Here is a 25361-nt window from a genome sequence, read left to right as displayed (position 1 = left end):
AGCCGATGACCCGTTTATTGCGCATCACCCTGCTGGGCCTGCTGATCGTTGCCGGCCTGCTTACTGCCCTGATCTACCACCTGACCTGGCGCCCGGCCGCCAGGCAGACCTTGCCCGTCAGTTGCGTCGCGCCCCGTGCGCCGACCCTGCTGCCTGGGCAGGCGCTCAAGGTGATGACCTGGAACGTGCAATACCTGGCCGGCAAGAACTACGTGTTCTGGTACGACCGCAGCGACGGCGGCGGCCCGGACGAACGTCCCACCGTCGAAGACATGGCCTTCAGCCTCGACGAAGTGGCCCGGGTGATCCGCGACGAACAACCCGACCTGCTGCTGTTGCAGGAAATCGACGAAAACGCCAAGCCCTCCCACTACCAGGACCAACTGGCCCTGCTGCAGGAACGCCTGGTCGACCTCTACCCCTGCAGCGCCCAGGCCTTCGACTGGAAGGCCGACTTCGTCCCCAGCCTGCACATCTTCGGCAGCGTCGGCCGCAAGCTCGCAACCCTCAGCCGCTACCAGATCGAACACGCCGAACGCCTGCAACTGCCCACCTCGGACGCCAACTTCATCAGCCGCCAGTTCCAGCCCAGGCCGGCCTTGCTGCTGACCTACCTGCCACTGAGCGACGGCGGCCAACTGGCGGTGCTCAACACCCGCCTGGACGGCGATACCCCTGGGCGCAGTGCGGTGCAGGAGCAGGTCAAGGCCACCGTGAAGCTGCTGGATAAATTCGAAGGCCGGGGCACACCCTGGTTGATCGGCGGGGATTTCAACCTGTTGCCGCTGGGCCAATACCTGCGCCTGGACGCCGACAAACGCGGGCAGTACTCGCCGGACAGCGAGCTGCACCTGCTGTGGGACAAATACCCGATGATCCCGAGCAACAGCGAGTCCAGCGGCATCGACCGTGAAAAATGGCTGACGCATTTCCCCAACGACCCCGGCATCGACGGCCCGGATCGCACACTCGATTACCTGTTCTACAGCCCACGGATCAAGCGAGTGGAGGCAAAGGTGCGACAGGAAGATACGTTGCGTATTTCCAATCATTTGCCGGTGATTGCCCGCTTTCTCCTGCCCGCCGCGCAATAACTGTCAAAAATATCAATGTGGGAGGGGGCTTGCTCCCGATGGCAGTGTGTCAGCTACCCATACACTGACTGAACCACCGCCATCAGGAGCAAGCCCCCTCCCACATTTTTGATCTTCAACATTAAGGCTTGCGAGGCTTGATCCTCGCCGTCGGCTCCGCCACCAACGGGTCATCCGGCCAATAATGCTTGGGATACCGCCCCTTCAAATCCTTCTTCACCTCGGCGTACGTACTGCGCCAGAAGTTCGCCAGGTCCTGGGTCACCTGCACCGGCCGCCGTGCGGGGGACAGCAGGTGCAGCTTGACCGCCTGGCGCCCGCCGGCAATGCGCGGCGTGTCCGCCAGCCCGAACAGTTCCTGCAAACGCACCGCCAGAATCGGCGGCTGTTCGCTGTAGTCCAGGCGCACCGACGACCCCGAGGGCACCTTGATATGCTGCGGCGCCAGTTCGTCCAGGCGTTGCGGCAGCGGCCAGGGCAGCAGGTTGTGCAGGTAGCTGGAAATGTCCAGGTGGGCGAAATGGCTCAGGCGCGAGACTTTGCCCAGGTAGGGCATCAGCCAGTGTTCCAGGCTGGCGAGCAAGGCCTTGTCGCTGATGTCCGGCCATTCGCTGGGCGCGCCCCTATCCAGCTCGCGCAGCAGCATGACGCGGGCCTGCCACTGGCGCAGCTCCGGGGTAAAGGGCAGCAACTCCAGGCCTTTGCGTCGCACCAGGTTGACCAGCGCCTGGCTGCGCGCGCTTTCATCCAGGCCGCTGAGCGGCTCGCGACTGAGCACCAGTTCGCCGACCTTGCGTTGGCGTTCGGCGCGCAGCATGCCTTCGCGTTCGTCCCAGTCCAGTTGATCGACCGTGCGCACCTGCTCGGCAAGCACCGTGTCGAACAGCGCCGGATCGAAATCTGCCGCCAGGTAGATGCGTTCCTCGCGCTGGCCCTGGCGGCTGCCGAGGTCGGCGATCACCAGCCAGGGCTGTTTCATCAGGCTGTCGGCCTCGGCGAACAGCGCGGCACGGCCATTGGCCAGGCGGTATTCGGCGCCACCGGCACGGCGTTGCTGGGCGACGCGGTCCGGGTAGGCCAGCGCCAGCAAGGCGCCGAGCCAGCGCGGGTGGTCGGGGTCGGCCACGGCCTGCGTCGCCTTGCCTCTCAAATAGCCACGATACTGCCGCGCCAGTTGCCGGGCCCGTTGCACACCGCCCTGGGTACCACGGGCGCGCTCTTCGCCGGACAGCAGCGCCAGGCGGCTGTGCAGGTCCGCACCGGCACCCCGCAGGATATCGCGCTCGCCCAACAGCGCTGCGACATGGCAGGCGGTGTCCGCCAGCCCCAGGTCTTGCCCGCGCAACAGCAGATGGGCGATGCGCGGATGGGCCGGCAACTCGGCCATTTTCTGCCCGTGGGCGGTCAATTTATCCTCATTCAATGCACCCAGACGCACCAGCAGGTCCTGGGCCTGGGCGTACGCGGCGCTCGGCGGCACGTCCAGCCACACCAACTGCGCGGGCGTCACGCCCCAGCGCGCCAGTTGCAAGGCCAGGCCGGCGAGGTCGGCGGCGAGGATTTCCGCACTGCCATAGGCCGCGAGGCCTTCATGCTGGTCTTCGGACCACAGTCGGTAACACACGCCAGGCTCGAGGCGCCCTGCCCGGCCGGCACGTTGGGTGGCACTGGCGCGGGAGATACGCTGGGTGTCGAGGCGGGTCATGCCGCTGCCGGGGTCGAAACGCGGCACCCGCGCCAGCCCGGCATCAATCACCACACGCACACCGTTGATGGTCAGGCTGGTCTCGGCGATGTTGGTGGCGAGCACCACTTTGCGCTTGCCGGCAGGTGCCGGGTCGATGGCGGCGCGCTGGGCGTTGAGGTCCAGCTCGCCGTGCAGCGGGCACAGCAGCACCTCGGCGCGATCGCCCAGGGCGTCGGCCAGTTGCTGATGGACCCGGCGAATCTCCGCCTGCCCCGGCAAAAACACCAACACGCTGCCGGTCTCGTCGTGCAGGGCATCGAGCACGGTCTGCACCACTCTCGGCTCGATGAACTCACCAGACTGATACGGCCGCCCCCAGCGCATCTGCACTGGGAACATACGCCCCAGGCTGCGCAAAATCGGTGCGTCGTCCAGCAGGCTGGCCAATCGCTCGCCTTCGAGGGTGGCGGACATCAGCAGGATTTTCAGCGGCTGCTCATCGCGAAACAGCTCGCGCCCGTTGAGGCTCAGGGCCAGAGCCAGGTCGGCATCGAGGCTGCGTTCGTGGAATTCGTCGAAGATCAGCAGCCCCACACCGTCCAGCGCCGGGTCGTCCTGCAAGCGCCTGGTGAGGATGCCTTCGGTGACCACTTCAATACGCGTGTTGGGCCCGACCTTGCTGTCGAGACGGATGCGGTAGCCGACGGTTTCGCCGACTTTTTCACCCAACTCGCTGGCCAGACGTTCGGCCGCCGCACGGGCGGCGAGGCGCCGGGGTTCGAGCATCAGGATGGTTTGCCCGGCCAGCCAGGGCTCGTTCAACAGGGCCAGCGGCACGCGGGTGGTTTTACCGGCGCCGGGCGGCGCTTCCAGCACGGCTTCATGGCGAATCGCCAAGGCGTCACGCAAGGCGGGTAAAACATCATCGATGGGCAACGAATTCATACTGGCTCCAAAGCAGAGCGGCGAGTATAACGGCGAACGGCCCAATGCCGACGCTGGTCTGAGAAACGCCACGGGCCTGCTCCCACCTTTGGGTCGGCGTCGTTCAACAGAATGGGCTTATAGTCACTTTCAACTGTGTTGAGGAGATTTCCATGCGTATTGCTTCCCGTGTCATCGGCGGTGTTTTGGCCGTCACCCTGCTGAGCCAACTCACCGCCTGCGGCTCGATCATGTACCCGGATCGCCGTGGCCAGCTCGACGGCAAGATCGACCCGACCATCGCCGTGCTCGATGCCATCGGCCTGTTGTTCTACGTGATCCCCGGGCTGATCGCCTTTGGTGTCGACTTCGCCACCGGCGCGATCTACTTCGAACCGGGCAAGACCGCCCAGGTCGATCCGCAGAAACTCCACGAAGCCGTTGGCGCCGATGGCAAGGTCGACAACCTCAAGCTGCAATCGATCATTGAGAAGGAAACCGGCCGCAACCTGCCGCTGGATGACCCGCGCCTGATCCAGTTCAAGGGCAGCGTGCAACAACTGGCTTCCCTCGGCCTGCAGCCCGCCGCTTAAGGATCACCCATGACCAGCAGTCCCGAACACGCCAGGCTCCTGCGCCTGGCAACCCGCGCCTCGGTGGCGGTGGCCAGTGCGCTGATCGTCACCAAGGCCATTGCCTGGTGGTTCAGTGGTTCGGTGAGCATGCTCGCAGGGTTGACCGACTCACTGCTTGACGGCGTGACGTCGCTGCTCAATCTGCTCGCGGTGCATTACGCCCTGCGCCCGGCCGATGACGATCACCGTTACGGCCACGGCAAGGCGGAATCGCTGTCGGGCATGGCCCAGGCGCTGTTTATCGCGGGCAGTGCGGTGTTGATTGCCTTCCAGGCCTACCACCGCCTGCACCACCCGGAACCGGTCGGTGCGCCCTGGCTGAGCATCGGCGTGATCGTGTTTTCCCTGGTGCTGACCGTGGCGTTGCTGATGCTGCAACACCGGGTGATCCGCGAAACCGGCTCCAACGCGGTGCGCGCCGATTCACTGCATTACCGCTCCGACTTGATGCTCAACGGCAGCATTCTGGTGGCGCTGGTGTTGGCAGGCATCGGCTTTCATCAGGTGGATGCGTGGTTCGGCCTGGGCATCTCGGCTTATATCCTGTGGAGCGCCATCCAGATCGCCCGGGAAAGCTTTGCGGTGCTGATGGATGAAGAGCTGCCCACCGACGTCAGCCAGCACATGCTCGAGCTGGCTCGCAGCGTGCCGGGTGTGCTGGGTGCCCATGACTTGCGCACGCGGGTGTCGGGTAATCACTGGTTTGTGCAACTGCACCTGGAGTTGCCGGGGGAACTGACCTTGTCGGTGGCCCATGGCATCAGCGACCAGGCCGCCGATGCCATTCACCAGGCCTACCCGCGCGCCGAAGTGCTGGTGCACGCCGACCCGCAGGAAGTGGTCACCGGCGCCAAGGCCTAGTACTGCACCTGATAACCGCGACTGCTCAGGCAGTTGCCCTGGGCCTGACGGTAGGCTTGTACCACCGCAGGGTCCGGGGCGTAGGTGACGGTGCGCGGGTCAAAGCCGCTCTGCTGCACCGCCCAGCGATAGCAGTCGTAACCGTCCTGCTGCACCTGGGCCGGTGACTGGCCGTTGGCGGGGTAGGCCACCACGTCATAGCCCTCGCCCTGCGATGGAGGCGGCGGCGGGGGCGCCTCTGCCGGCGGTTGCACGACCACGTATTGCCGGGTGCTTTCCTCATAGGCGTAATAGGCGCCAGCAGCAAGGAACAACAGCGAACCGCCCACCCGCACTTCGCGCGCGTAGTCCGGCAAATACTGCACACGGATGCCGTACGGCGGCGTCACCACCACGTAATGCGGGCCCTGGGGGCGATACCAGTAGCCGCCAGAGAAGAAATAATCCTGGCCCCGGTACGGCACACGGTAATTGCGGTCGGGGAAGCGGTCGATGACGTAACCCGGACGATGTTGCGGGCCGGGACCCCAACCGTTGCCATGCCGGTCGGGGCGGCCTGGCCAGCGGTTGTCGTCGGGACGGCCGTTGAAGCCGGGACGTGAACCGGGGCCGCCGGCCTCCCAATGCCGGTTGTCGTCATTGCGCCGGGGGATGTCGCGGTAGTAACCCTGACGCGGCTCCTCGGTCTGACGCACGGTATCCGGGCGCCCCTGGATCGGCAGCTTATTGGACGGCGGCGGCGCAGGCCGGCCCGGCTCGTTGCCGGGTGGACGTCCCTGCCCTTGGCTGCCCGCGTTCGGGGCACCACGTTCAACGCGCTGATTTTCCGGGCGCGGCTGATTGTTTTCCGCCCGCCCACCGCCTTCCGGCCCGCGTTCATGCTGCCCGCCGCCCTGAGGCCTCGGCCCGGGACCGGGCCCCGGCGCGCCATCGCGCTCATCGGCCAATGCCTGCGCGCCGACGCTTGCCACCAGCAAACCAACACCTGCCATACGCCAGATGCGCTTCATGCTATTCCTCACTGCGGATTAGGGCTTGAACATGAGACTGGGAAAGCTTCGCCCGGTTCTGGCACAGGTTATCAGTCACAAGAAGTTTCATCGCAGGTAAAACCGGGGCAAAAGAAAAGGGGCGACCCGTCGGCCCCCCCTTGAGAATTTCGTCCTGGCGCAACGCTTTTGACGTTGGCTCACCTCACGCCGTCGTGTCGACAGTGTGCAGCCTGGAGGCCGGCTCAACCCTGCTGGGGTGGCGGCCGCAACGCACCTGATTGGGCGAGCTGCTGTGGACTGTTGTCCAGGCGGTGATTCTGTTGACAACGATACCCGCCCACGCCCGACGGATGATTGCGAAGATTGCGTCAATAAACAGTGCTTGCGCAATTTTTAACCCTTCATGGATAATTCATCGCAATAGTTACGACAAAGGCTAACCCGATGAGCAAGCTTGACCGATACGACTTGAGTATTCTGGCGGAATTGCAGCGCGACGCGAGGATCTCCAACCAGGAGCTGGCCGAGCGTATTGGCCTGTCGCCGTCGCCCTGCTCGCGCCGGGTCAAGCAACTGGAAGACGACGGCTATATCTCCCGCCAGGTCGCCCTGCTCGATCGCAAGATGCTCGGTTTGAGCCTGACCGCCTATGTGCTGATCGGCATGGACCGGCACACCCCCGAGCGCTTCGAGAATTTTGAAGCCGCCATCCGCACCCTGCCCCAGGTGCTGGAATGCAGTCTGGTGACCGGGATGGACGCGGACTATCAGCTCAAAGTGGTGGTGCCGGACATGGATCACTATCAAAAACTGCTGCTGGGCCATCTGACCCGCATCGAAGGCGTGACCAGCGTGCGCTCCAGCTTCGTGCTCAACCAGGTGCTCAACAGCACCGAACTGCCGCTGACGCACTTGCGTACCTGACCTGAAGCACACTGAAGTTCCCCTGTGGGAGTAATGCCGTTCAGTTAAGCCAGCGTGATGCTCGAAGCAATGAGCGATGCGACTTTTCGGTGTACCTATCGGTTTCTGCGGTAACGGCGACTTAGGGGGCCGCCGCGTTGGGGTGCGCAGCGCCCCTAATCAAGGAAAACGCGGTGTACCTGATACTGCTCAGCGCCTGGTTTTGGGGCTGCTACGCAGCCCAACGCAGGACGAGCCTGCTCGCCACAGGGAATCTGCGCTTAACTGAACGGCATTACCCTGTGGGAGGGGGCTTGCTCCCGATAGCGGCGTGTCAGTTTATGAATAAGCTGACGGACACCCGGCTATCGGGAGCAAGCCTCCTGCCACACTTGAATTGGCGCAAGGAAGGCTCCCATGAACACCCTCGACCCCGCTCGGTTCGAAGAATGGATGATGACCGGTCTGGTGACCCTGCTGATCCTCTTCATGGGCTTTATCGTGTGGGACCTGGCGAAAAAATCCAACGCCGGACGCTTTGGCTCGCTCATCCTGTTCCTGGTGCTGGGCCTGGGCATCGCCGCGTTCATCATCAAGAGCGTGGTGATCGGCCTGATCGAGTCCCGCGCCTTATAAACGCGCCGGCACCGCCTTCCACTGGCCCTGATCCAGCCCTTCGATAGACCAATCGCCAATACGCACGCGCACCAGGCGCAAGGTCGGCAAGCCCACCGCCGCGGTCATGCGCCGTACCTGACGGTTACGCCCTTCGCGAATCACCAGTTCCAGCCAGTGTGTGGGCACACTTTTGCGAAAGCGCACCGGCGGGTTACGCGGCCACAGCTCAGGCTCGTCCAACAGCCGGGCTTGGGCGGGCAAGGTCATGCCGTCGTTGAGTTCCACACCGTCGCGCAGGCGTTGCAGTTGCGCGTCAGTCGGCTCGCCTTCCACCTGCACCCAATAGGTTTTCGCCAGCTTGTGCCGTGGGTCGGCGATGCGCGCCTGCAACTGGCCGTCGTTGGTCAGCAGCAGCAGGCCTTCGCTGTCACGGTCCAGGCGGCCCGCCGGGTAGATGCCGGGGATGTCGATAAAATCCTTGAGGGTCGCGCGCCCGCCTTCGTCGCTGAACTGAGTCAGCACATCGAAGGGTTTGTTGAACAGGATCAGCTTCGGCTCGGCCGGCGGCGCCTTGGCGACACGACGGGGGGCAGCCTGCGAAGGTTTCACGCCAGGGCGGCGCGAATCGGGACGGGTGGGACGGGACATGGCAAAGGAACATCTAACGGTCAGGACCGACAATGCTAGTGGCCTGACCGCCAAATGACCATCCCAACCGCTTAGCGGAACGGCGGCTCGTCGAAGCTGCGCAGTTTGCGCGAGTGCAGCGAGTTGAGTTCGGTGCGCAGCAGGTCGACTGCCTCGATGCCGATCTTCAAGTGCTGGCTGACCGCGCGCTCATAGAATGCGTTGGCCGAACCGGGCAATTTGATTTCACTGTGCAACGGCTTGTCCGACACGCACAGCAGGGTGCCGTAGGGCACGCGCAGCCGGTAGCCTTGCGCTGCGATGGTGCCGCTTTCCATGTCCACGGCCACGGCGCGGGACAGGTTGATCAGCGGCCGCTCCTGCGCCCAGCGCAGCTCCCAGTTACGGTCGTCGTAGGTCAGCACGGTGCCGGTGCGCAGGCGTTTTTTCAGCTCTTCGCCTTTTTCGCCGGTGACGCTGGCAGCCGCCTGCTGCAAGGCCATCTGCACTTCGGCCAGCGCCGGAATCGGGATATTCGGCGGTACCACCCGGTCGAGGATCCCGTCGCGGCGCATATAGGCGTGGGCCAGTACATAGTCGCCGATGGTCTGGGATTGGCGCAGGCCGCCGCAGTGGCCGATCATCAGCCAGCAGTGCGGGCGCAGTACCGCCAGGTGGTCGGTGATGTTCTTGGCATTGGACGGGCCGACGCCGATGTTCACCAGGGTCACGCCGTGGCCGTCGGTGGCCTGCAGGTGATAGGCCGGCATCTGGTAGCGGTGCCACACCACGCCTGCGGCAATCGCCGAGGCTTCGCCGTGGTCCATGTTTTTGTCGATGATCACGTTGCCCGGCAGCACCATGCGCACAAAACGCGGGTCGCTGCGCAGTTGTTCCAGGCCATGCAGGATGAACTGGTCGACGTAGCGGTGGTAGTTGGTCAGCAGGATCCACGGCTGCACATGGCGCCAGTCGCTGCCGGTGTAATGCACCAGGCGGCGCAGGGAAAAGTCCACGCGGGCCGCATCGAACAGCGCCAGCGGCAGCGGGTCGGTGTTTTCCCAGTCGTAGAGGCCGTCGGCGATGCCATCGGTGGCGGCCGACAGGTCGGTGCTGGGGAACACGCGCGCCAGGGTCGCGGCGGTCACACCGGAGCCGGCCAGTTCATCGCCCTGCTCCACCACGTACGGGTACGGAATGTTCTGCTGGCTGACGCCCACTTCCACCGTCACGGTGAAGTCGTGCATCAGCGGCACCAGCTGTTCGAGCAGGTATTTACGGAAGGCTGCCGGGTGGGTGACGGTCACGCTGTAGGTGCCGGGCAGCTGCACCTTGGCGTAGGCCCGGGTGGTCTGTGGGACTTCGCCATGGCAGTGGTAGGTCAGGCGCAGTTCCGGGTAGCGAAACAGCGCGCGCTGGTCGGCATCGGGTTCGACGCGGTCCTTGAGGTATTGCTTGAGGGCCTGGTTGAGCGCGCCGGTCGCACGCTCGTGCAGAGCGGCCAGCCGGTCCACGGCTTCTTCGGCGGTTTGAACGACAACAAAAGCTTCGGTCACGGTAAGCATCCTGTGTGCTGACTTGCAGGCCTTTATCTTGCCTGTATCGCGGCTGCACTGAAACACCGGAATTGGAATGCCGTAAATGTGGGAGGGGGCTTGCTCCCGATTGCAGTGTGTCAATCAGCCTGGCTGTAGCTGATGCACCGCTATCGGGAGCAAGTCCCCTCCACATTCTGACCGCTTGCAGTCAGACCGATTGGGGGGTTGAGCGCGCAACAATCGCTTCTACCTCCACCCCACGCGGCAATGTGCCGTAAACGCGCGCGGACGACTCACCCAACCGGCTGGCAATAAACCCCTCACTCACCGCCGCATTCCCCGCCTCCAACAGCAACTTGGCCTGCAATGCCACGGCGATGTCTTCGGTCAATTGCCGCGCGCGGTATTGAATGTCCTGAGTGTCCATAAACGCGGTCTTCAACTGTTGGATATGCCGCGCCAACTGCCTGTCGCCATGCCCATCGCCGAGTTCGACAAACAGCGTCTCCAGCACACCCGGCTCCTTGGACAGCGCGCGCAGCACGTCCAGGCATTGCACGTTGCCGGAACCTTCCCACGTCGAATTCACCGGTGCCTCACGGTACAGGCGCGGCAGGATGCTGTCCTCCACATAGCCTGCACCGCCCATGCACTCAGCCGCTTCGTTGATCATTGCCGGCGCGCGCTTGCAGATCCAATACTTGCCCACCGCCGTTACCAGCCGGGCGAACCGCGCTTCGTGTTCATCGCCCAGGTGATCCAGGGCGCGGCCCATGCGCAGGCTCAACGCTAGGGCCGCCTCGCTTTCCAGGGCCAGGTCGGCCAGCACGTTCTGCATCAAGGGTTGCTCGCTGAGCACGCGACCGCCCACGCGGCGATGGGCGCAATGATGGCTGGCCTGGGTCAGCGCCTGGCGCATCAGGGCGCTGGAGCCGACCATGCAGTCGAAGCGGGTCATGGCAACCATCTCGATAATGGTCGGCACGCCACGCCCCTCTTCGCCGACCATCCACGCCAGCGCGCCGCGAAACTCCACTTCGCTGGAGGCGTTGGAGCAATTGCCCAGTTTGTTTTTCAGGCGCTGGATATAGAACTCATTGCGCGTGTCGTCCGGCCGGTGGCGTGGCAGCAGGAAACAGCTGAGGCCCTTGTCGGTCTGGGCCAGGGTGAGGAAGGCATCGCACATCGGCGCCGAGCAGAACCACTTGTGGCCCACCAGCTCATAGGCTTGCCCGGGCCCGCCGGCGCCCACCGGATAGGCGTGGGTGGTGTTGGCGCGCACGTCGGTGCCGCCCTGCTTTTCGGTCATGGCCATGCCGAGGGTGACGCCGGCCTTGTGGGCCATGCCGACGTTGCGCCCGTCGTAGTCGGTGCTGAGGATTTTCGGCAACCAGGCCTGCGCCAGCTCCGGCTGCAGGCGCAGGGCCGGAACGCTGGCGAAGGTCATGGTCAGCGGGCAACCGGTGCCGGCTTCCGCCTGGGTGTGCAGGTAGGTCATCGCGGCGCGGGCCACGTGAGCGCCGTCTTGCGGGTGAGCCCACGGCAGCGACGGCAGGCCGTGTTCAACGGCGGTGCGCATCAATTGGTGATAGGCCGGATGAAACTCCACCAGGTCGATACGATGGCCATAACGATCATGGCTGCTGAACACCGGCTTGTTCTGGTTCGCCAGGAACCCGGCCTCCATCAACGGACCACCGGCCAGCGCGCCATAGGCATCGATGCGCGGCTGCGCCCAGCCGGCACCAAAGCGGCGTGACCAGTCCTGCAAAGGCAGGTCGATGCGGTACAGGTTGATGCCATCCAGGGACGGCGGCTGATTGGTGACGTCGTGGGTTTCGGCAAACTGATGCAGGTTCATCAAGGCCTCCTGGAAAAAAGGCCCATGTCGATCGCCGCCCTCCGGCAGTTCAAGAGGCAGCTCGATGAGGCCCAATGCTTTTCAGTTAAGCATCGTCACTGTGCTTAAAAAAGTGGCATACCCGCCGATTGCACGGCGCCTTCGCCCTCCTGTGCGCGTAACACGCGGCGTTCCAGTACCGTCTGCAGAACGTCGAAACGCACCGGTTTGACCAGTCGTTCAGTGATACCGACGCCATGACAATGTTCGCGTTCCGGTGCGCTGGATGACCCACCCAGGGCAATCACCGGCAGCTCGCCGCAGCCAGGCAGTGCGCGGATCTGACAGCACAACGAGAAACCGCCTTCAGGCACGTCCAGCAATACCGCGTCAAAACGCTCGGCCTGCAGGGCCGCCAGCGCCATCGGCCCGCTGTCCACGGTTTTCACCCGGTAACCGAGCTTGAGCAACATGCCGCGCACGGCCAATTGGCCAACGCTGTTGTCGTCCACCAGCAGCACCGCGCACTCATTGGCGGAGCGCTCCTTGCCCGAGCGCACGGCGTCGGGGTCTGGCCTCACGCTGTCCAGTTCCACGTCCAGCTGGAAGCGGCTGCCTTTGCGCGGCTCGGAATGATGGGTCAGGCGCCCGCCCTGCAACTCGATCAGTTGCCGGCAGATCGCCAGGCCGATACCCAGGCCGCCGTATTCACGGGTCATCGAGCCGTCGAGCTGGAAGAAGCGTTGGTACAGGGTGGCCTCTTCGAGAAAGGCGAAACCGATGCCGGTGTCGGTGACGATAAAGCTCAGGCGCAGGCGGCCGTCGCCGTGGGGCACGCCCACCACGCGCAGGCGCACGGAGCCGTGATGAGTGAACTTGAACGCGTTGTCCAGCAGGCAATCGAGGCACTGCACCAGTTTGTCGGGGTCGCCGATCAGCCGGTCCGGCAGGTCGTCGGTTACGTCCACGGTAAACGCCAGGCCCCGGCTCTGCGCACTGACGCTGAATTGCTGGCGCAAGGTCTCGAGCGTGCCACGCAGGCTGAATGCGCGGGGCTGCGGGCTGAGGCGCCCGGCCTGCAGTTCGGTGAGGGTGAGGATGCCGTTGACCATGCGCATCATGTCCCGTGCCGATCCGGCGGCAGTCTGATGGTAATGCGCCAGTTCCTCCGTCAGCGGTTGGGTGTGCATCAGCTCCAGTGAGCCGATCACGCCGTTCATCGGGGTGCGCAGTTCGTGGGTCAGGGTGGCGAGGAATTCGTCCTTGAGCAGGTTGCTGCGGGCCAGTTGCTGGTTGAGCCCTTCGAGTGTCTGGCTGGCGTCGAGCAGAATCTGCGCCTGCTGCTCGCGCATGGCGTTGATGCGGTCGGCCAGGGCCAGCGACAGCAATGACACTTCAATGGCCGAACCGATCTGGCTGGCGTACATGGTGAGGAACACATTGGGCAGGTAGCCCAGCACCATCAGCGTATTGACCACCCCGCCCAGCAGGAAGGCCGACCAGGCGATGATGAAATAGCGCGCCACGCGCTGGCCGCAGTACCACGCCTTGATGGCCGCGACAAAGATGGTCACGGTGAACACCAGCGCCAGGCCGGTGGCCAGGCGCAACGCGAGGGCGTAGCTGGTCATCAGCGACAGCAGCATAACCACCGCGCCGCAGCCTACCAGTGTCAGCAGCAGGCGATTGATCCAGCGGCTGTGCTCGGCGGTGCTGAGGAAACTGCGCGTGAACAGGCTGCCGAACAATGCCGCGCAGCCGATCAGAAACGGCGTCGCCGCATTGGCCCACCACGGGCTGTTCGGCCAGAAATATTCGACCGCCGCGCCGTTCACCGACAGTTGGTACATGCCGAACGCGGCGATATAGAGAATGTAATAGAGGTAGCTGGTGTCGCGCACGCTCAGGTAGATGAACAGGTTGTACACCAGCATGCCCAGCAGCACGCCGTAGATCAGGCCCAACACGTACAGGCGCAGTGGCTGTTGTTCGAGGTACGCGGTGCTGGACCACAGCGTCAGCGGCGCCTGGATCGAGCCTTCGCTTTGCAGGCGCAGGTAGACGGTCTTCCGTTCGCCGGGGGCGAAGTCGAGTTTGAACAGGTAGTTGTTCTGGCGAATCTCGCGGTTCGAAAAAGGCAACGCGTCACCGGTGCGGCCGGCCAGGCGATAGTGACCGGTGTGGTCAGGCAGGTAGAGGTCGAGGTGGTCCAGGGGCGGGTAGGCCAGCTCCAGCAGCCAGGTGCGCTGGGCATCGACGAGCCATGGCACATACTGCAAGTCGACCTTGAGCCAGAACACCGAACGCGAATAGCCGGCGTTGAGGGTGTCTTTGTCATGGGGCTTGAACCGCGCGGCCGCGGATGGCGCGATGACATCGGCGATGGTCAGTACGTCGGTGGGGTCTTCGAGCACTTGCATCGCCCTGCCCAGCGGCAGGCTGCGCGTGTCCTGAGTGAACTCGATGGCGCTGGCGAGCATCGGCAGCCCGCATAACAATACAATCAGCAAATAGCGCATAGAGCCCCAGCGTGGCCTGTCCGGTCAGGTCAATAAGCCCCCCATCCTTTTGAGTAGACGCATACCGGCGATACATTAAGTTGTTTGAATCCACTCTAGCATAGCCGCTAAAGGCCATTGGACACTATTGGCACGTTATTCTGAAAGGCTCTGGGACAGGCTTCTCAGCCATTTTTTGGACGCCTTCAAGCGCCAAAAAAACGACGCACTTGCGCAAAATTCAGCCATCGCCCGACGGCCACGCAAAAAGCGTTTGGTGGTAAGCTCGCGCACCATGAATATCTACAGCTCTCGCCCTGTTGTTCTCTGTCTCTCCGGCCATGATCCCAGTGGTGGCGCCGGCCTGCAGGCAGATATCGAAGCCCTGCTCGCCCAGGGTTGCCATGCGGCGCCGGCCGTCACGGCCCTGACCGTGCAGAACACGGTCAATGTCAGCGATTTCCGCGTACTCGACCGCGAGTGGGTATTGGCCCAGGCCAACGCCGTGCTCAGCGACTCCGAAGTGGCGGCGGTCAAGCTGGGCATGCTCGGTTCCACCGCGATGGTCGACACCGTGGTCGAGCTGCTGCAGGCGCACCCGCACCTGCCGGTGGTTTGCGACCCGGTGCTGCGGGCCGGCGGCGGCGGCAGCCTGGGCAAGGACGAAGTCGGTTACGCGATGCGCGAGCGCCTGTTGCCGATCTCGCTGATCGCCACGCCCAACCTGCCCGAAGCGCGCATCCTCGCCGAACTGCCGGACGGCAGCGCCGACGACTGCGCCGAGAAGCTGTTGCCGTTTGTCCGGCATCTGCTGATCACCGGCGGCCATGGCGACGAGCATGAAGTGCATAACCGCCTGTACAGCCGTGACGGCACGCGCCAGACCTTTACCTGCCAGCGCCTGCCCGGCAGCTATCACGGTTCGGGCTGCACGCTGGCCAGTGCGCTCAGTGGCCGGCTGGCCCACGGCGAAGGCCTGGTCAGCGCCGTGCAATCAGCGCTCAACTACACTTGGCGCACCCTGCGTGACGCCGAACAACTCGGCCAGGGCCAGTTCGTACCGCGCCGATTGCCGCTGGATTTCTGTTCGTAATATCAATCTCGCAACATCAATTCGCAACACCGAGAGGCCTGCTCGATGAAACTACGTGGCCTTTACGCCATTACCGACAGCCAATTGCTGGCCGGTAAATTCCTCGCCTACGTCGAAGCGGCGCTGGAGGGCGGTGTGCCCCTGTTGCAGTACCGCGACAAAAGCAGCGACGAGGCCCGGCGCCTGCGCGAAGCGGAGAAACTCCACGAACTCTGCTCGCGCTACAAGACCCGCCTGATCATCAACGACGACGCCGAACTGGCCGCACGCTTGGGCGTCGGTGTGCACCTGGGCCAGACCGACGGTCCTTTGGCCCCGGTGCGCGCCCTGCTCGGCTCCAAAGCGATCATCGGCGCCACCTGCCACAGCCAGATCGAACTGGCCGAGCAGGCCGCCAAGGAAGGCGCCAGCTACGTCGCCTTTGGCCGCTTCTTCAATTCCAGCACCAAGCCCGGCGCCCCGGCCGCCACCGTCGACATGCTCGCCCAGGCGCGCAAGCGTCTGCAGTTGCCGATCTGCGTGATCGGCGGTGTGACCCTCGACAACGCCGAACCGCTGGTGGCCCACGGGGCCGACCTGCTGGCCGTGGTCCATGGTCTGTTTGGTGCCGACAGCACCCAGGAAGTCACGCGCCGCGCCCGTGCCTTCAACGCCCTTCTCAAGATTTGATTGCAGAGAGACTCATCATGTCCCGTTCTGAAACCCTGTTTGCCAATGCCCAGAAACACATCCCCGGCGGCGTGAACTCCCCCGTGCGTGCGTTCAAGAGCGTGGGCGGCACCCCGCTGTTCTTCAAGCACGCCGAAGGTGCCTACGTCACCGACGAAGATGACAAGCGCTACGTCGACTATGTGGGTTCGTGGGGCCCGATGATCCTCGGCCACAGCCACCCCGACGTGCTCGACGCCGTGCGCCAGCAGTTGCAACACGGTTTGTCCTACGGCGCGCCGACCGCCATGGAAACCGAAATGGCAGACCTGGTCTGCTCCATCGTGCCGTCGATGGAGATGGTGCGCATGGTCAGCTCCGGCACCGAAGCCACCATGAGCGCGATCCGCCTGGCCCGTGGTTTCACTGGCCGCGACAGCATCATCAAGTTCGAAGGCTGCTACCACGGCCACTCCGACAGCCTGCTGGTCAAGGCCGGCTCGGGCGCACTGACTCAGGGCGTGCCGAGTTCGGCGGGTGTACCGGCGGCGTTCGCCAAACACACCCTGACCCTGCCGTTCAACGACATCGGCGCGGTCGAGCAGATGCTCAGCGAAGTCGGCCAGGAAGTGGCATGCATCATCGTCGAGCCGGTCGCCGGCAACATGAACTGCGTGCCGCCGGCGCCGGGCTTTCTCGAAGGCCTGCGCGAACAGTGCGACAAGCACGGCGTGGTACTGATTTTCGACGAAGTGATGACCGGTTTCCGTGTGGCCCTCGGCGGCGCCCAGGCCCATTACGGCGTTACGCCGGACCTGAGCACGTTTGGCAAGATCATCGGCGGCGGCATGCCGGTGGGCTGCTTTGGCGGCAAGCGCGCCATCATGCAGCACATTGCGCCGCTGGGCCCGGTGTACCAGGCCGGCACGCTGTCGGGCAACCCGTTGGCCATGGCCGCCGGCCTGACCACGTTGCGCCTGATCAGCCGCCCGGGCTTTCACGCGGAGCTGACCGACTACACCACCCGCCTGCTCGACGGCCTGCAGGTGCGCGCCGATGCCGCTGGCATTCCGTTCGTCACCACCCAGGCCGGCGGCATGTTCGGCCTGTATTTCAGCGGCGCCGACGATATCGTCACCTTTGATGACGTCATGGGCAGCGACGCCGATCTGTTCAAGCGCTTCTTCCACCTGATGCTGGACGGTGGCGTGTACCTGGCGCCGAGTGCCTTCGAAGCGGGCTTCACTTCGATTGCCCACGGTGACGCGGAATTGAAACTCACCCTGGAGGCTGCCGAGCGCGCTTTCGCCGCCCTGAAATAAACCCGCACAGCCGTCTGACGTTGCCTACAGCGGCGTCAGATTGCTACTTTGCCTACAGAGATTTCTTACTTTTTTCGAGATTTAACCTGCAATCCGGCAGATAACTTGCCCAAGCAGCAGAAAAACGAGTAAAGACTTTGTAAGCAGAGGCCTGCTTATTTCATAATGCGCGCTTATTGGATCCCACGAGGGTCCGCGCGCCCCGTCAGAGGTAAGTCGATTCCCATGAAACGCACCGGCCGCACCCTGGTTCTGGGCTGCCTGTTGCTCCTTCAGCCGCTGCTGGCACATGCCCAGGCAGGCGGCAACTCGTTGTTAATTCCAGCGATGGGTCGTTGCACCCTCAATACCCAGCCGGACGGCCAGGCCGAAGCCCTGAGCGCGTGCCAAAAGCAGGCGGATGACGGGGACGCGCAAGCGCAATACGAGTTGGGCGAGTTCTACCACGACAGCAAAAACCCCGCCGTGGACCTCAACAAAGCCTTGAGCTACTTCGAGAAAGCCTCGTTGCAAGGCCATGCCCAGGCGCAGTTTCAGCTCGGCAACATGTTCTTCAAGGGTGAGGGCGTGCCGGCCAATAACATTCAGGCGTATATCGTGCTGAAGATGGCTGCGGTCAACGGCGCCGAAGATGCGCTGGATACCGCCGACGAAGTGGCCGAACACATGCAGCGCGATGAGCTGGAAGTGGCGACCCAGGTGCTGGGGCAGATTTTCCGCAATTATTTGCAGGAATTGCAGAGTGCCGATGGGCGTTCGCCCTTCTCGCCCCTTCCCTGAATCCTCAGCGTTTTTGATGGCCTCTTCGCGAGCAAGCCCGCTCCCCCACTCGACCGAGTTTCAAACTTGAAATGCTGTCGAATGTTGGAGCGGGCTTGCTCGCGAAGGCCGCGCCTCGGTTTAAAGCCCTACTTCTCCGGCATCGGCATCGGAAACGGCATCACATTGCTGGTGCCGCGCGCCTCGCTGATCTTCGGCGTACCCAGGCGCTCGACTTCATCGATGCGCACAATCGAATGCATCGGCACAAAGCTGCGCACCACGCCTTCAAACTGCGCCTTGAGTTTTTCCTCGCCCGGGTCGACGACCAGCTGCGTGCGCTCGCCAAAGACGAACTCTTCCACCTCCAGGAAGCCCCACAGATCACTTTGATAGATCTGCTTGGCGTACATTTCGAACACCTGGCCCTGGTTGAGGAAAATCACCTTGTAGATTGGAGCTTCACGTTTGGTCATGGTGGGCGAGCAACACATCGCGGATATAAAAGAGGGCGCGAACTATAGCATGGCACCCGATGCACAACGCTAGGAACCAATGGGCATGCCCCCTATAATGCGCGGTTCTTTACCACCAGTTGACGATTCCCATGGCCAAGAAGCTCTATATCGAAACCCACGGTTGCCAGATGAACGAGTACGACAGCTCGCGCATGGTCGACCTGCTGGGCGAACACCAGGCCCTGGAAGTCACCGCCCGCGCCGAAGATGCCGACGTGATCCTGCTCAATACCTGCTCGATCCGCGAACGCGCACAGGACCGTGTGTACTCGCAGCTGGGCCGCTGGCGTGAGCTGAAACTGGCCAACCCGGACATGGTGATCGCCGTCGGCGGTTGCGTGGCCAGCCAGGAAGGCGCGGCCATTCGCGACCGCGCGCCCTATGTCGACGTGGTATTCGGCCCACAGACCCTGCACCGCCTGCCGGAAATGATCGACGCCGCGCGCATTACCAAGCTGCCGCAGGTGGACGTGTCGTTCCCCGAGATCGAAAAATTCGACCACCTGCCCGAACCGCGCATCGATGGGCCGAGCGCCTACGTGTCGGTGATGGAAGGCTGCAGCAAATACTGCACCTTCTGCGTGGTGCCCTACACCCGTGGCGAAGAAGTCAGCCGACCGTTTGACGATGTGCTGGCGGAAATCATCCACCTGGCGGAAAACGGCGTGCGTGAAGTGACCCTGCTGGGCCAGAACGTCAACGGCTATCGCGGCCACACCCACGACGGTCTCCTGGCCGACCTCGCCGAGCTGATCCGCGTCGTGGCGGCGGTGGATGGCATCGAGCGCATTCGCTACACCACCTCGCACCCGCTGGAATTTTCCGACAGCCTGATCCAGGCGCATGCCGAGGTGCCGGAACTGGTCAAGCACCTGCACTTGCCAGTGCAATCAGGCTCGGACCGCATCCTGTCGGCGATGAAACGCAACCACACCGCCCTGGAATACAAATCCAAACTGCGCAAACTGCGCGCGGCGGTGCCGGGCATCTGCATCAGCTCGGACTTTATCGTGGGTTTCCCCGGCGAAACCGAGAAAGACTTCCAGCAGACCATGAAGCTGATCGAGGACGTGGGTTTTGACTTTTCCTACTCGTTCGTCTACAGCCAGCGCCCCGGCACACCGGCCGCCGACCTGCTGGACGAAACACCGGAAGCGCTGAAAAAGGAACGGCTGAATGCGCTGCAGCATCGGCTTAACCAGCAGGGTTTCGAGATCAGCCGACAAATGGTCGGCTCCACCCAGCGGATTCTGGTCACCGATTACTCGAAAAAAGACCCGGGCGAATTGCAGGGCCGTACCGAGAACAACCGGATCGTCAACTTCCGTTGCGACAACCCGATGCTGATCGGCCAGTTCGCCGATGTGCACATTGATGCGGCGCAGCCGCACTCGCTGCGCGGGTCGCTGATTCAATAAATAGTCAAATCACCGTTGCTCAAAATGCGGGAGGGGGTTTGCCCCCGATGGCGGTTCATCAGTCTCAAATGTACTGACTGACACTCAGCCATCGGGGGCAAGCCCCCTCCCACATTTGAACCGTGCAACACTCCGACGACGTAAGTGCTTTCGCACACCAGTCACTGGCGCTATCCTCTCCTTCACCTCAACAGCCAAAGGGCGGCTAAAAGCGACCTTGAACGCACCTACAGTAGAACCCCATCGTTTTATCCTCGAGCCGTTTGAGGCTCGCCGCTTCGCCAATCTGTGCGGACAATTCGACGAGCACCTGCGCCTGATCGAACAACGCCTGAGCATCGAGATCCGCAATCGCGGCAATCAGTTCGAGCTCATTGGTGAACCCCAGCACACCACCTCGGCAGAAAACCTGCTGCGCCGGCTCTACCGCGAGACCAAAGGCAGCGAGCTGTCGCCGGAAACCGTGCACCTGTACCTGCAGGAGTCGGCGGTGGAAGACCTGGCCAACAATCCCGTGGCCGAAGCCAGCGTGGCCCTGCGTACCAAAAAAGGCATGATTCGCCCGCGCGGCTTGAATCAGCAGAAGTACGTCAAGGAAATCCTCGGCAACGACATCAACTTCGGCATCGGCCCGGCCGGCACCGGCAAGACTTACCTGGCCGTGGCCTGCGCCGTCGACGCGCTGGAGCGCGAGCAAGTGCGCCGCATCCTGCTGGTGCGCCCGGCGGTCGAGGCCGGCGAAAAGCTCGGCTTCCTGCCCGGCGACCTCGCCCAGAAGATCGACCCCTATCTGCGCCCGCTCTACGACGCGCTGTACGAGATGCTCGGCTTCGAATACGTGGCCAAGCTGATCGAACGCCAGGTGATCGAGATCGCCCCGCTCGCCTACATGCGCGGACGCACTTTGAACAACAGCTTCATCATCCTCGACGAAAGCCAGAACACCACCGTCGAACAGATGAGGATGTTCCTCACCCGTATCGGTTTCGGCTCCACTGCCGTGATCACCGGCGACATCACCCAGGTCGACCTGCCCAAGGGCACCAAGTCAGGCCTGGGCCAGGTGATCGAGGTGCTCAAGGACGTGCCCGGCATCAGCTTTACGCATTTCATGCCCAAGGACGTGGTGCGTCACCCGCTGGTGCAGCGCATCGTCGAAGCCTACGAGCGCTTCGAACACCGCGACGACGGCCTGACCAGGGACACGCGCCGCGATGCTTGAGCTCGACCTGCAGCTGGCGACCGACGCGCCCGCCCCCAGCGAAGCGCAATTTCGCACCTGGTGCGCCCTGGCCCTGCGCCAGCGCAGCGCCGATTCGGAGTTGACCATCCGCCTGGTGGACGAAGCCGAAGGCCGCGAGCTGAATCACACCTGGCGCCACAAGGACTACGCGACCAACGTGCTGTCCTTCCCCGCCGACGTGCCCGACGAGCTGCTGGACATCCCCTTGCTGGGCGACCTGGTGATCTGCGTCGCGGTGGTCGAGCGTGAGGCGCAGGAGCAAGGCAAGGAACTTGAGGCCCACTGGGCCCATCTAGTCATTCATGGCTGCTTGCATCTCTTGGGTTACGACCATATTGACGATGACGAAGCCGAAGAAATGGAAGCACTGGAACGAACGTTGCTTGCAGAATTGGGCCATCCGGACCCGTATGCAGATGACGAAGCTTGAACATCACCTACTAACTGTAACGATAAAGGATTCAGAGTAATCGCTATGAGCGAAGACCGATCGAGCAACGGGCAGAAGTCATGGCTGGGTAAATTGACCCAGGCTTTTGCCCACGAGCCGAAAAACCGCCAGGAGCTGCTGGAGCTGCTGCGCGAGGCCCACCAGAACAAGTTGCTGGACAGCGAAGCGCTGGCCATCGTCGAAGGCGCCATCCAGGTGGCTGACCTGCAGGTCCGCGACATCATGGTGCCGCGCTCGCAGATGATCAGCATCAAGGCGACCCAGACCCCACGGGAGTTCCTCCCGGCCGTGATCGACTCGGCGCACTCGCGCTACCCGGTGATCGGTGAAAGCCATGACGACGTCATGGGTGTCCTGCTGGCCAAGGACCTGCTGCCGCTGATCCTCAAGGAGAACGGCGACAACTTCAATATCAAGGACCTGCTGCGGCCGGCCACCTTCGTGCCTGAATCCAAGCGCCTGAATGTGCTGCTGCGCGAGTTTCGCGCCAACCACAATCACATGGCCATTGTGATCGACGAATACGGCGGCGTTGCGGGCCTGGTGACCATCGAAGACGTGCTCGAGCAGATCGTCGGCGACATCGAAGACGAACACGACGTCGAAGAAGACAGCTACATCAAGCCGCTGCCCAGCGGTGATTTCCTGGTCAAGGCACTGACGCCGATCGAGAACTTCAACGAGTTCTTCGACAGCGAATTCTCCGACGATGAATTCGACACCGTCGGCGGCCTGGTGATGAGTGCGTTCGGGCATCTGCCAAAACGTAACGAAACCACCGAGATTGGCGCGTACCGCTTCCGCATCCTGAATGCCGATAGCCGCCGCATCCACTTGATCCGCCTGACTCCGATTGCCCGCTAAGGACTGACATGCGCCGTTTGATCGCACCCGGCTGGCCCGGTAACCTGCTGGCCGTGGTGGCCGGCGCCATCACTACTCTGGCGCTGGCGCCGTTCGACCTGTGGCCGTTTGCACTGGTGGCGGTCGGCGTGTTCTATGTCGGGCTGCGGGGCCTGAGCCCACGCCAGGCCCTGGGCCGTGGCTGGTGTTTCGGCTTCGGTCTGTTCGGCGCCGGCACCAGCTGGATCTACTACAGCATCCACCACTTCGGCGGCGCTTCGGTGCTGCTGGCGGGTTTCCTGATGCTGCTGTTCACCGCCGCAATCGCCTGGTTCTTCGCCCTGCCCGCCTGGCTGTGGGCGCGCTGGCTGCGCCGCAATGAAGCGCCGCTGGCGGACGCGCTGACCTTTGCCGCATTGTGGGTCGGCCAGGAAGCGTTTCGTGGCTGGTTCCTCACCGGTTTCCCGTGGCTGTACTCCGGCTACAGCCAACTGGACGGCCCGCTCACCGGCCTGGCGCCTATGGGCGGGATGTGGCTGATTTCGTTCGCGCTGGCGCTGACGGCGGCGCTGTTGTGCAACCTGCCGCGCCTGCTGGCGACCAAACGCAATGCCTTCATCGGCGCAGGCCTGGCGTTACTGGTCGCGCCGTGGGCAATCGGCCTGGCACTCAAGCATCACGCCTGGACCACGCCCTCCGGCGCACCGCTGAGCGTGGCCGCGATCCAGGGCAACATCGAACAAAGCATGAAGTGGGACCCGCAACAGCTGACGGCCCAGCTCGCGCTGTACCGCGACATGAGCTTGAGTTCCAGGCCGGTTGACCTGCTGGTATGGCCGGAAACGGCAGTGCCGGTGCTCAAGGAATCCGTCGAAGATTACCTGGGCATGATGGGCAAGTTTGCCGCCGACCGGCATACCGCGCTGATCACCGGGGTACCGATCCGCCAGGAGGTGCGCCACGAAAAGCGCTATTTCAATGGCATCACCGTGGTGGGCGAAGGCGACGGCACCTACCTCAAGCAGAAGCTGGTGCCCTTCGGCGAGTACGTGCCGCTGCAGGACATGCTGCGCGGCCTGATTGCCTTCTTCGACCTGCCGATGTCGGACTTCGCCCGTGGCCCGGCCGACCAACCGCTGTTGCAGGCCAAGGGCTACCAGATTGCACCGTTCATTTGCTACGAAGTGGTGTACCCGGAATTTGCCGCCGGCCTTTCGGCCCGCAGCGACTTGCTGCTGACCATCAGCAATGACACCTGGTTTGGCCGCTCCATCGGCCCGTTGCAGCACCTGCAAATGGCGCAGATGCGTGCTCTGGAGGCAGGTCGCTGGATGATCCGCGCCACCAACAACGGCGTGACCGCGCTGATCAATCCGTTCGGGCAGATCACCGCGCAGATTCCACAGTTCGAGCGTGGCATTCTCTATGGCGAAGTGGTGCCGATGCACCAGCTCACGCCCTATCTGCAATGGCGCTCGTGGCCGTTGATCATTGTGTGCCTGGCGCTGTTTGGCTGGGCGTTGCTGGCAGGCCGAATGTCCAAAGCCGTCTAGCCGACCCACCCAAAACCAATGTGGGAGGGAGCAACCCCCTCCCACATTCAGATCGGTGGTGTCACTTGTAAAACAACCGGTACCCCACCTGCCCCACCGCCTCATTCAACAAATACCCGCTCTGCCATATCGACTTGAACTCCGGCATCCAGCCACCCAGTGGCCGCGCATTGTCCACGCCAAGAAAACCCACCGGCGCCGGCACCACGGTAAAGCCCGCCTTTTCAAAGCTCCACACCGAGCGCGGCATGTGCCAGGCTTGAGTGACCACCACCACGCGCTTGATGCCTTGGGGCAACAGGATCGCGGCGCTCATCTGCGCGTTTTCCCAGGTGGTTCGGCTGCGTTCCTCCTTCCAGCGCACCGTGACGCCAAAATCATCCTGCATTGAAACCGCCATCAATTCCGCCTCGCTGGGCGGCGTGTCGTAGTGCAGGCCACCGGTGGTCAGCACAGGCAGGCCGGATGCCTTGGCCAATCGCGCCGCATAACGCTGACGCTCCAGGCCAATACCCGTCGGCTGGTCCGAACCCCACGCAGGGTCACCGCGTTCGCGTCCAGAACCGAGGATCACAATGGCATCTGCCCGTTGAGCCAGGGTAGACCAGTCCTCACGGGCCAAAGGTGGCACGGTCTCCAGCGCCCGTGCGCTCCACTCCACCACCACCGGCAGGCTCATCAGCCACAGCCCGCCCAACCCCAGGGCAAAACAGCAGCCGGCAAGGCGCGGGCGTGTGCGTCGCAACCACCAGCCAAGGGCCAGCAGCAGCAAGAGAATGCCAGGCGGCAGCAACAGTTGTTTAATGAAATAGCGAATAGGCATCGAGCATCTCCATGGATGCCCGAAGCCTAAGGTGTATCAGGGTTCAGCGCAAAGCTTCACATGGGGGGTGCATCACTTGAACCGGTCGGCCCGATGGGTTGCCGGACCGCGCTCGCGCGCTGCATCCTTGAGCCACACCACCTTCGCCGACTGTGTCGGCGCGCTCGGTGGCGGGGAAGCCACACGGCCAGGCGTCGAGCGTTCGTTTTTTTCCAGGTAAGCCTTGATCAGTTCCAGCTCTGCGCGGCTCAGGCCACGCAGCTCCAGCTCGACGGGGCGTTCATCACGCAATCGACCCGCGGTGCTGGCGGCATCCAACGCACGACCCAAGCGGTCGATCAGTCCTTGGTAGACATCCGGTTTGGTTAACATTCGCTGCGATTTGACCATCCCCTCACCTCATTGAAGATAAGACTCGCTCCCCACTCAACAGCGTAGACCCAGTGGCCGGGCCTGCCTGGCGCCGCGACAGA

At 63.3% G+C, this 25361-nt stretch carries 23 protein-coding genes; 14 read left to right on the top strand and 9 right to left on the bottom strand.

Annotation, left to right across the window (positions count from 1 at the left end):
• Positions 1-5 precede the first annotated feature (5 nt).
• The gene (locus tag ACXX81_RS01575) at positions 6-1094 is read left to right on the top strand and encodes an endonuclease/exonuclease/phosphatase family protein (protein ID WP_209985114.1); all 1089 of its coding nucleotides are present in this window, start codon (positions 6-8) and stop codon (positions 1092-1094) included.
• A gap of 121 nt (positions 1095-1215) precedes the next feature.
• On the opposite strand, the gene hrpB is transcribed toward ACXX81_RS01575, so the two are convergent.
• Positions 1216-3726: an ATP-dependent helicase HrpB gene (gene hrpB / locus ACXX81_RS01570; RefSeq protein ID WP_458571109.1), complete on the bottom strand. Its 2511-nt coding sequence runs from the start codon at positions 3724-3726 to the stop codon at positions 1216-1218.
• A 152-nt stretch (positions 3727-3878) separates the two neighbouring features.
• Here hrpB and pmcY point away from each other — a divergent pair, with 152 nt between their 5' ends.
• Positions 3879-4298 (top strand): periplasmic Zn2+ metallochaperone PmcY, encoded by a 420-nt coding sequence (gene pmcY, locus ACXX81_RS01565; protein ID WP_057008634.1) that lies wholly within the window; start codon positions 3879-3881, stop codon positions 4296-4298.
• 9 nt (positions 4299-4307) lie between these two features.
• Positions 4308-5201, top strand: coding sequence for a cation diffusion facilitator family transporter (locus ACXX81_RS01560; RefSeq protein ID WP_231422582.1), 894 nt, complete (start codon positions 4308-4310; stop codon positions 5199-5201).
• Here the strand turns inward: ACXX81_RS01560 and ACXX81_RS01555 are convergent.
• The gene (locus tag ACXX81_RS01555; protein WP_458571108.1) at positions 5198-6211 is read right to left on the bottom strand and encodes a DUF6515 family protein; all 1014 of its coding nucleotides are present in this window, start codon (positions 6209-6211) and stop codon (positions 5198-5200) included. The two genes, ACXX81_RS01560 and ACXX81_RS01555, sit on opposite strands and share 4 nt — an antisense overlap.
• Positions 6212-6637: 426 nt before the next feature.
• Here ACXX81_RS01555 and ACXX81_RS01550 point away from each other — a divergent pair, with 426 nt between their 5' ends.
• Together ACXX81_RS01550 and ACXX81_RS01545 are read left to right on the top strand one after the other, a co-directional pair.
• Positions 6638-7117 carry an Lrp/AsnC family transcriptional regulator gene (locus ACXX81_RS01550; protein ID WP_003176264.1) on the top strand — a complete coding sequence of 160 codons (480 nt, stop codon included), beginning with the start codon at positions 6638-6640 and terminating at the stop codon, positions 7115-7117.
• Between the two features lie 396 nt (positions 7118-7513).
• The gene (locus ACXX81_RS01545) at positions 7514-7732 is read left to right on the top strand and encodes a DUF2788 domain-containing protein (protein ID WP_458571107.1); all 219 of its coding nucleotides are present in this window, start codon (positions 7514-7516) and stop codon (positions 7730-7732) included.
• Here ACXX81_RS01545 and ACXX81_RS01540 read toward each other — a convergent pair.
• From ACXX81_RS01540 to ACXX81_RS01525, 4 genes are all read right to left on the bottom strand, one after another.
• Positions 7727-8362 carry a pseudouridine synthase gene (locus ACXX81_RS01540; RefSeq protein WP_245229025.1) on the bottom strand — a complete coding sequence of 212 codons (636 nt, stop codon included), beginning with the start codon at positions 8360-8362 and terminating at the stop codon, positions 7727-7729. The genes ACXX81_RS01545 and ACXX81_RS01540 overlap by 6 nt on opposite strands.
• A 71-nt stretch (positions 8363-8433) precedes the next feature.
• On the bottom strand, positions 8434-9906 hold the full coding sequence (gene amn / locus ACXX81_RS01535; RefSeq protein ID WP_209985129.1) for an AMP nucleosidase: 1473 nt from the start codon (positions 9904-9906) through the stop codon (positions 8434-8436).
• A gap of 181 nt (positions 9907-10087) precedes the next feature.
• Positions 10088-11740, bottom strand: coding sequence for an acyl-CoA dehydrogenase family protein (locus ACXX81_RS01530; protein ID WP_231422578.1), 1653 nt, complete (start codon positions 11738-11740; stop codon positions 10088-10090).
• A gap of 104 nt (positions 11741-11844) precedes the next feature.
• Entirely contained in the window at positions 11845-14238 is a 2394-nt protein-coding gene (locus tag ACXX81_RS01525) for a hybrid sensor histidine kinase/response regulator (RefSeq protein WP_458571106.1), read from the bottom strand.
• 274 nt (positions 14239-14512) lie between these two features.
• Between ACXX81_RS01525 and ACXX81_RS01520 the strand changes: the two genes are divergently transcribed.
• The 4 genes from ACXX81_RS01520 to ACXX81_RS01505 all read left to right on the top strand — a co-directional run bounded on the left by ACXX81_RS01520 (position 14513) and on the right by ACXX81_RS01505 (position 18060).
• Complete coding sequence (locus ACXX81_RS01520) at positions 14513-15310, top strand: hydroxymethylpyrimidine/phosphomethylpyrimidine kinase (protein ID WP_209985139.1); 798 nt, start codon at positions 14513-14515, stop codon at positions 15308-15310.
• 45 nt (positions 15311-15355) lie between these two features.
• Complete coding sequence (gene thiE / locus ACXX81_RS01515; RefSeq protein WP_458571105.1) at positions 15356-15979, top strand: thiamine phosphate synthase; 624 nt, start codon at positions 15356-15358, stop codon at positions 15977-15979.
• A gap of 17 nt (positions 15980-15996) precedes the next feature.
• The gene (hemL, locus tag ACXX81_RS01510) at positions 15997-17280 is read left to right on the top strand and encodes a glutamate-1-semialdehyde 2,1-aminomutase (protein ID WP_209985144.1); all 1284 of its coding nucleotides are present in this window, start codon (positions 15997-15999) and stop codon (positions 17278-17280) included.
• 225 nt (positions 17281-17505) lie between these two features.
• Positions 17506-18060, top strand: coding sequence for a tetratricopeptide repeat protein (locus ACXX81_RS01505; RefSeq protein WP_209985147.1), 555 nt, complete (start codon positions 17506-17508; stop codon positions 18058-18060).
• 128 nt (positions 18061-18188) lie between these two features.
• Here ACXX81_RS01505 and ACXX81_RS01500 read toward each other — a convergent pair whose 3' ends face one another.
• Positions 18189-18515 carry a DUF1820 family protein gene (locus ACXX81_RS01500; RefSeq protein ID WP_003194436.1) on the bottom strand — a complete coding sequence of 109 codons (327 nt, stop codon included), beginning with the start codon at positions 18513-18515 and terminating at the stop codon, positions 18189-18191.
• A gap of 131 nt (positions 18516-18646) precedes the next feature.
• Here ACXX81_RS01500 and miaB point away from each other — a divergent pair, with 131 nt between their 5' ends.
• From miaB to lnt, 5 genes are all read left to right on the top strand, one after another.
• A complete protein-coding gene (gene miaB / locus ACXX81_RS01495; protein ID WP_458571104.1) occupies positions 18647-19975 on the top strand; it encodes a tRNA (N6-isopentenyl adenosine(37)-C2)-methylthiotransferase MiaB in 1329 nt (442 codons plus the stop codon).
• A 217-nt stretch (positions 19976-20192) separates the two neighbouring features.
• Positions 20193-21197: a PhoH family protein gene (locus tag ACXX81_RS01490; protein WP_458571103.1), complete on the top strand. Its 1005-nt coding sequence runs from the start codon at positions 20193-20195 to the stop codon at positions 21195-21197.
• On the top strand, positions 21190-21648 hold the full coding sequence (gene ybeY / locus ACXX81_RS01485; RefSeq protein WP_209985154.1) for an rRNA maturation RNase YbeY: 459 nt from the start codon (positions 21190-21192) through the stop codon (positions 21646-21648). Before ACXX81_RS01490 ends, ybeY begins: the two co-directional genes overlap by 8 nt.
• Positions 21649-21693: 45 nt before the next feature.
• Positions 21694-22533, top strand: a complete 840-nt coding sequence (locus ACXX81_RS01480) for a CorC family transporter (RefSeq protein ID WP_015373027.1) — start codon at positions 21694-21696, stop codon at positions 22531-22533.
• Between the two features lie 8 nt (positions 22534-22541).
• The gene (lnt, locus tag ACXX81_RS01475) at positions 22542-24065 is read left to right on the top strand and encodes an apolipoprotein N-acyltransferase (protein WP_458571102.1); all 1524 of its coding nucleotides are present in this window, start codon (positions 22542-22544) and stop codon (positions 24063-24065) included.
• A gap of 61 nt (positions 24066-24126) precedes the next feature.
• Here lnt and ACXX81_RS01470 read toward each other — a convergent pair whose 3' ends face one another.
• A complete protein-coding gene (locus ACXX81_RS01470; protein ID WP_209985159.1) occupies positions 24127-24888 on the bottom strand; it encodes a YdcF family protein in 762 nt (253 codons plus the stop codon).
• Between the two features lie 72 nt (positions 24889-24960).
• On the bottom strand, positions 24961-25278 hold the full coding sequence (locus tag ACXX81_RS01465; protein ID WP_209985163.1) for a hypothetical protein: 318 nt from the start codon (positions 25276-25278) through the stop codon (positions 24961-24963).
• Between the last annotated feature and the right edge of the window lie 83 nt (positions 25279-25361).

The organism is Pseudomonas sp. GNP013, from assembly GCF_054343995.1.
This window is presented reverse-complemented; position numbering and strand designations above follow the sequence as displayed.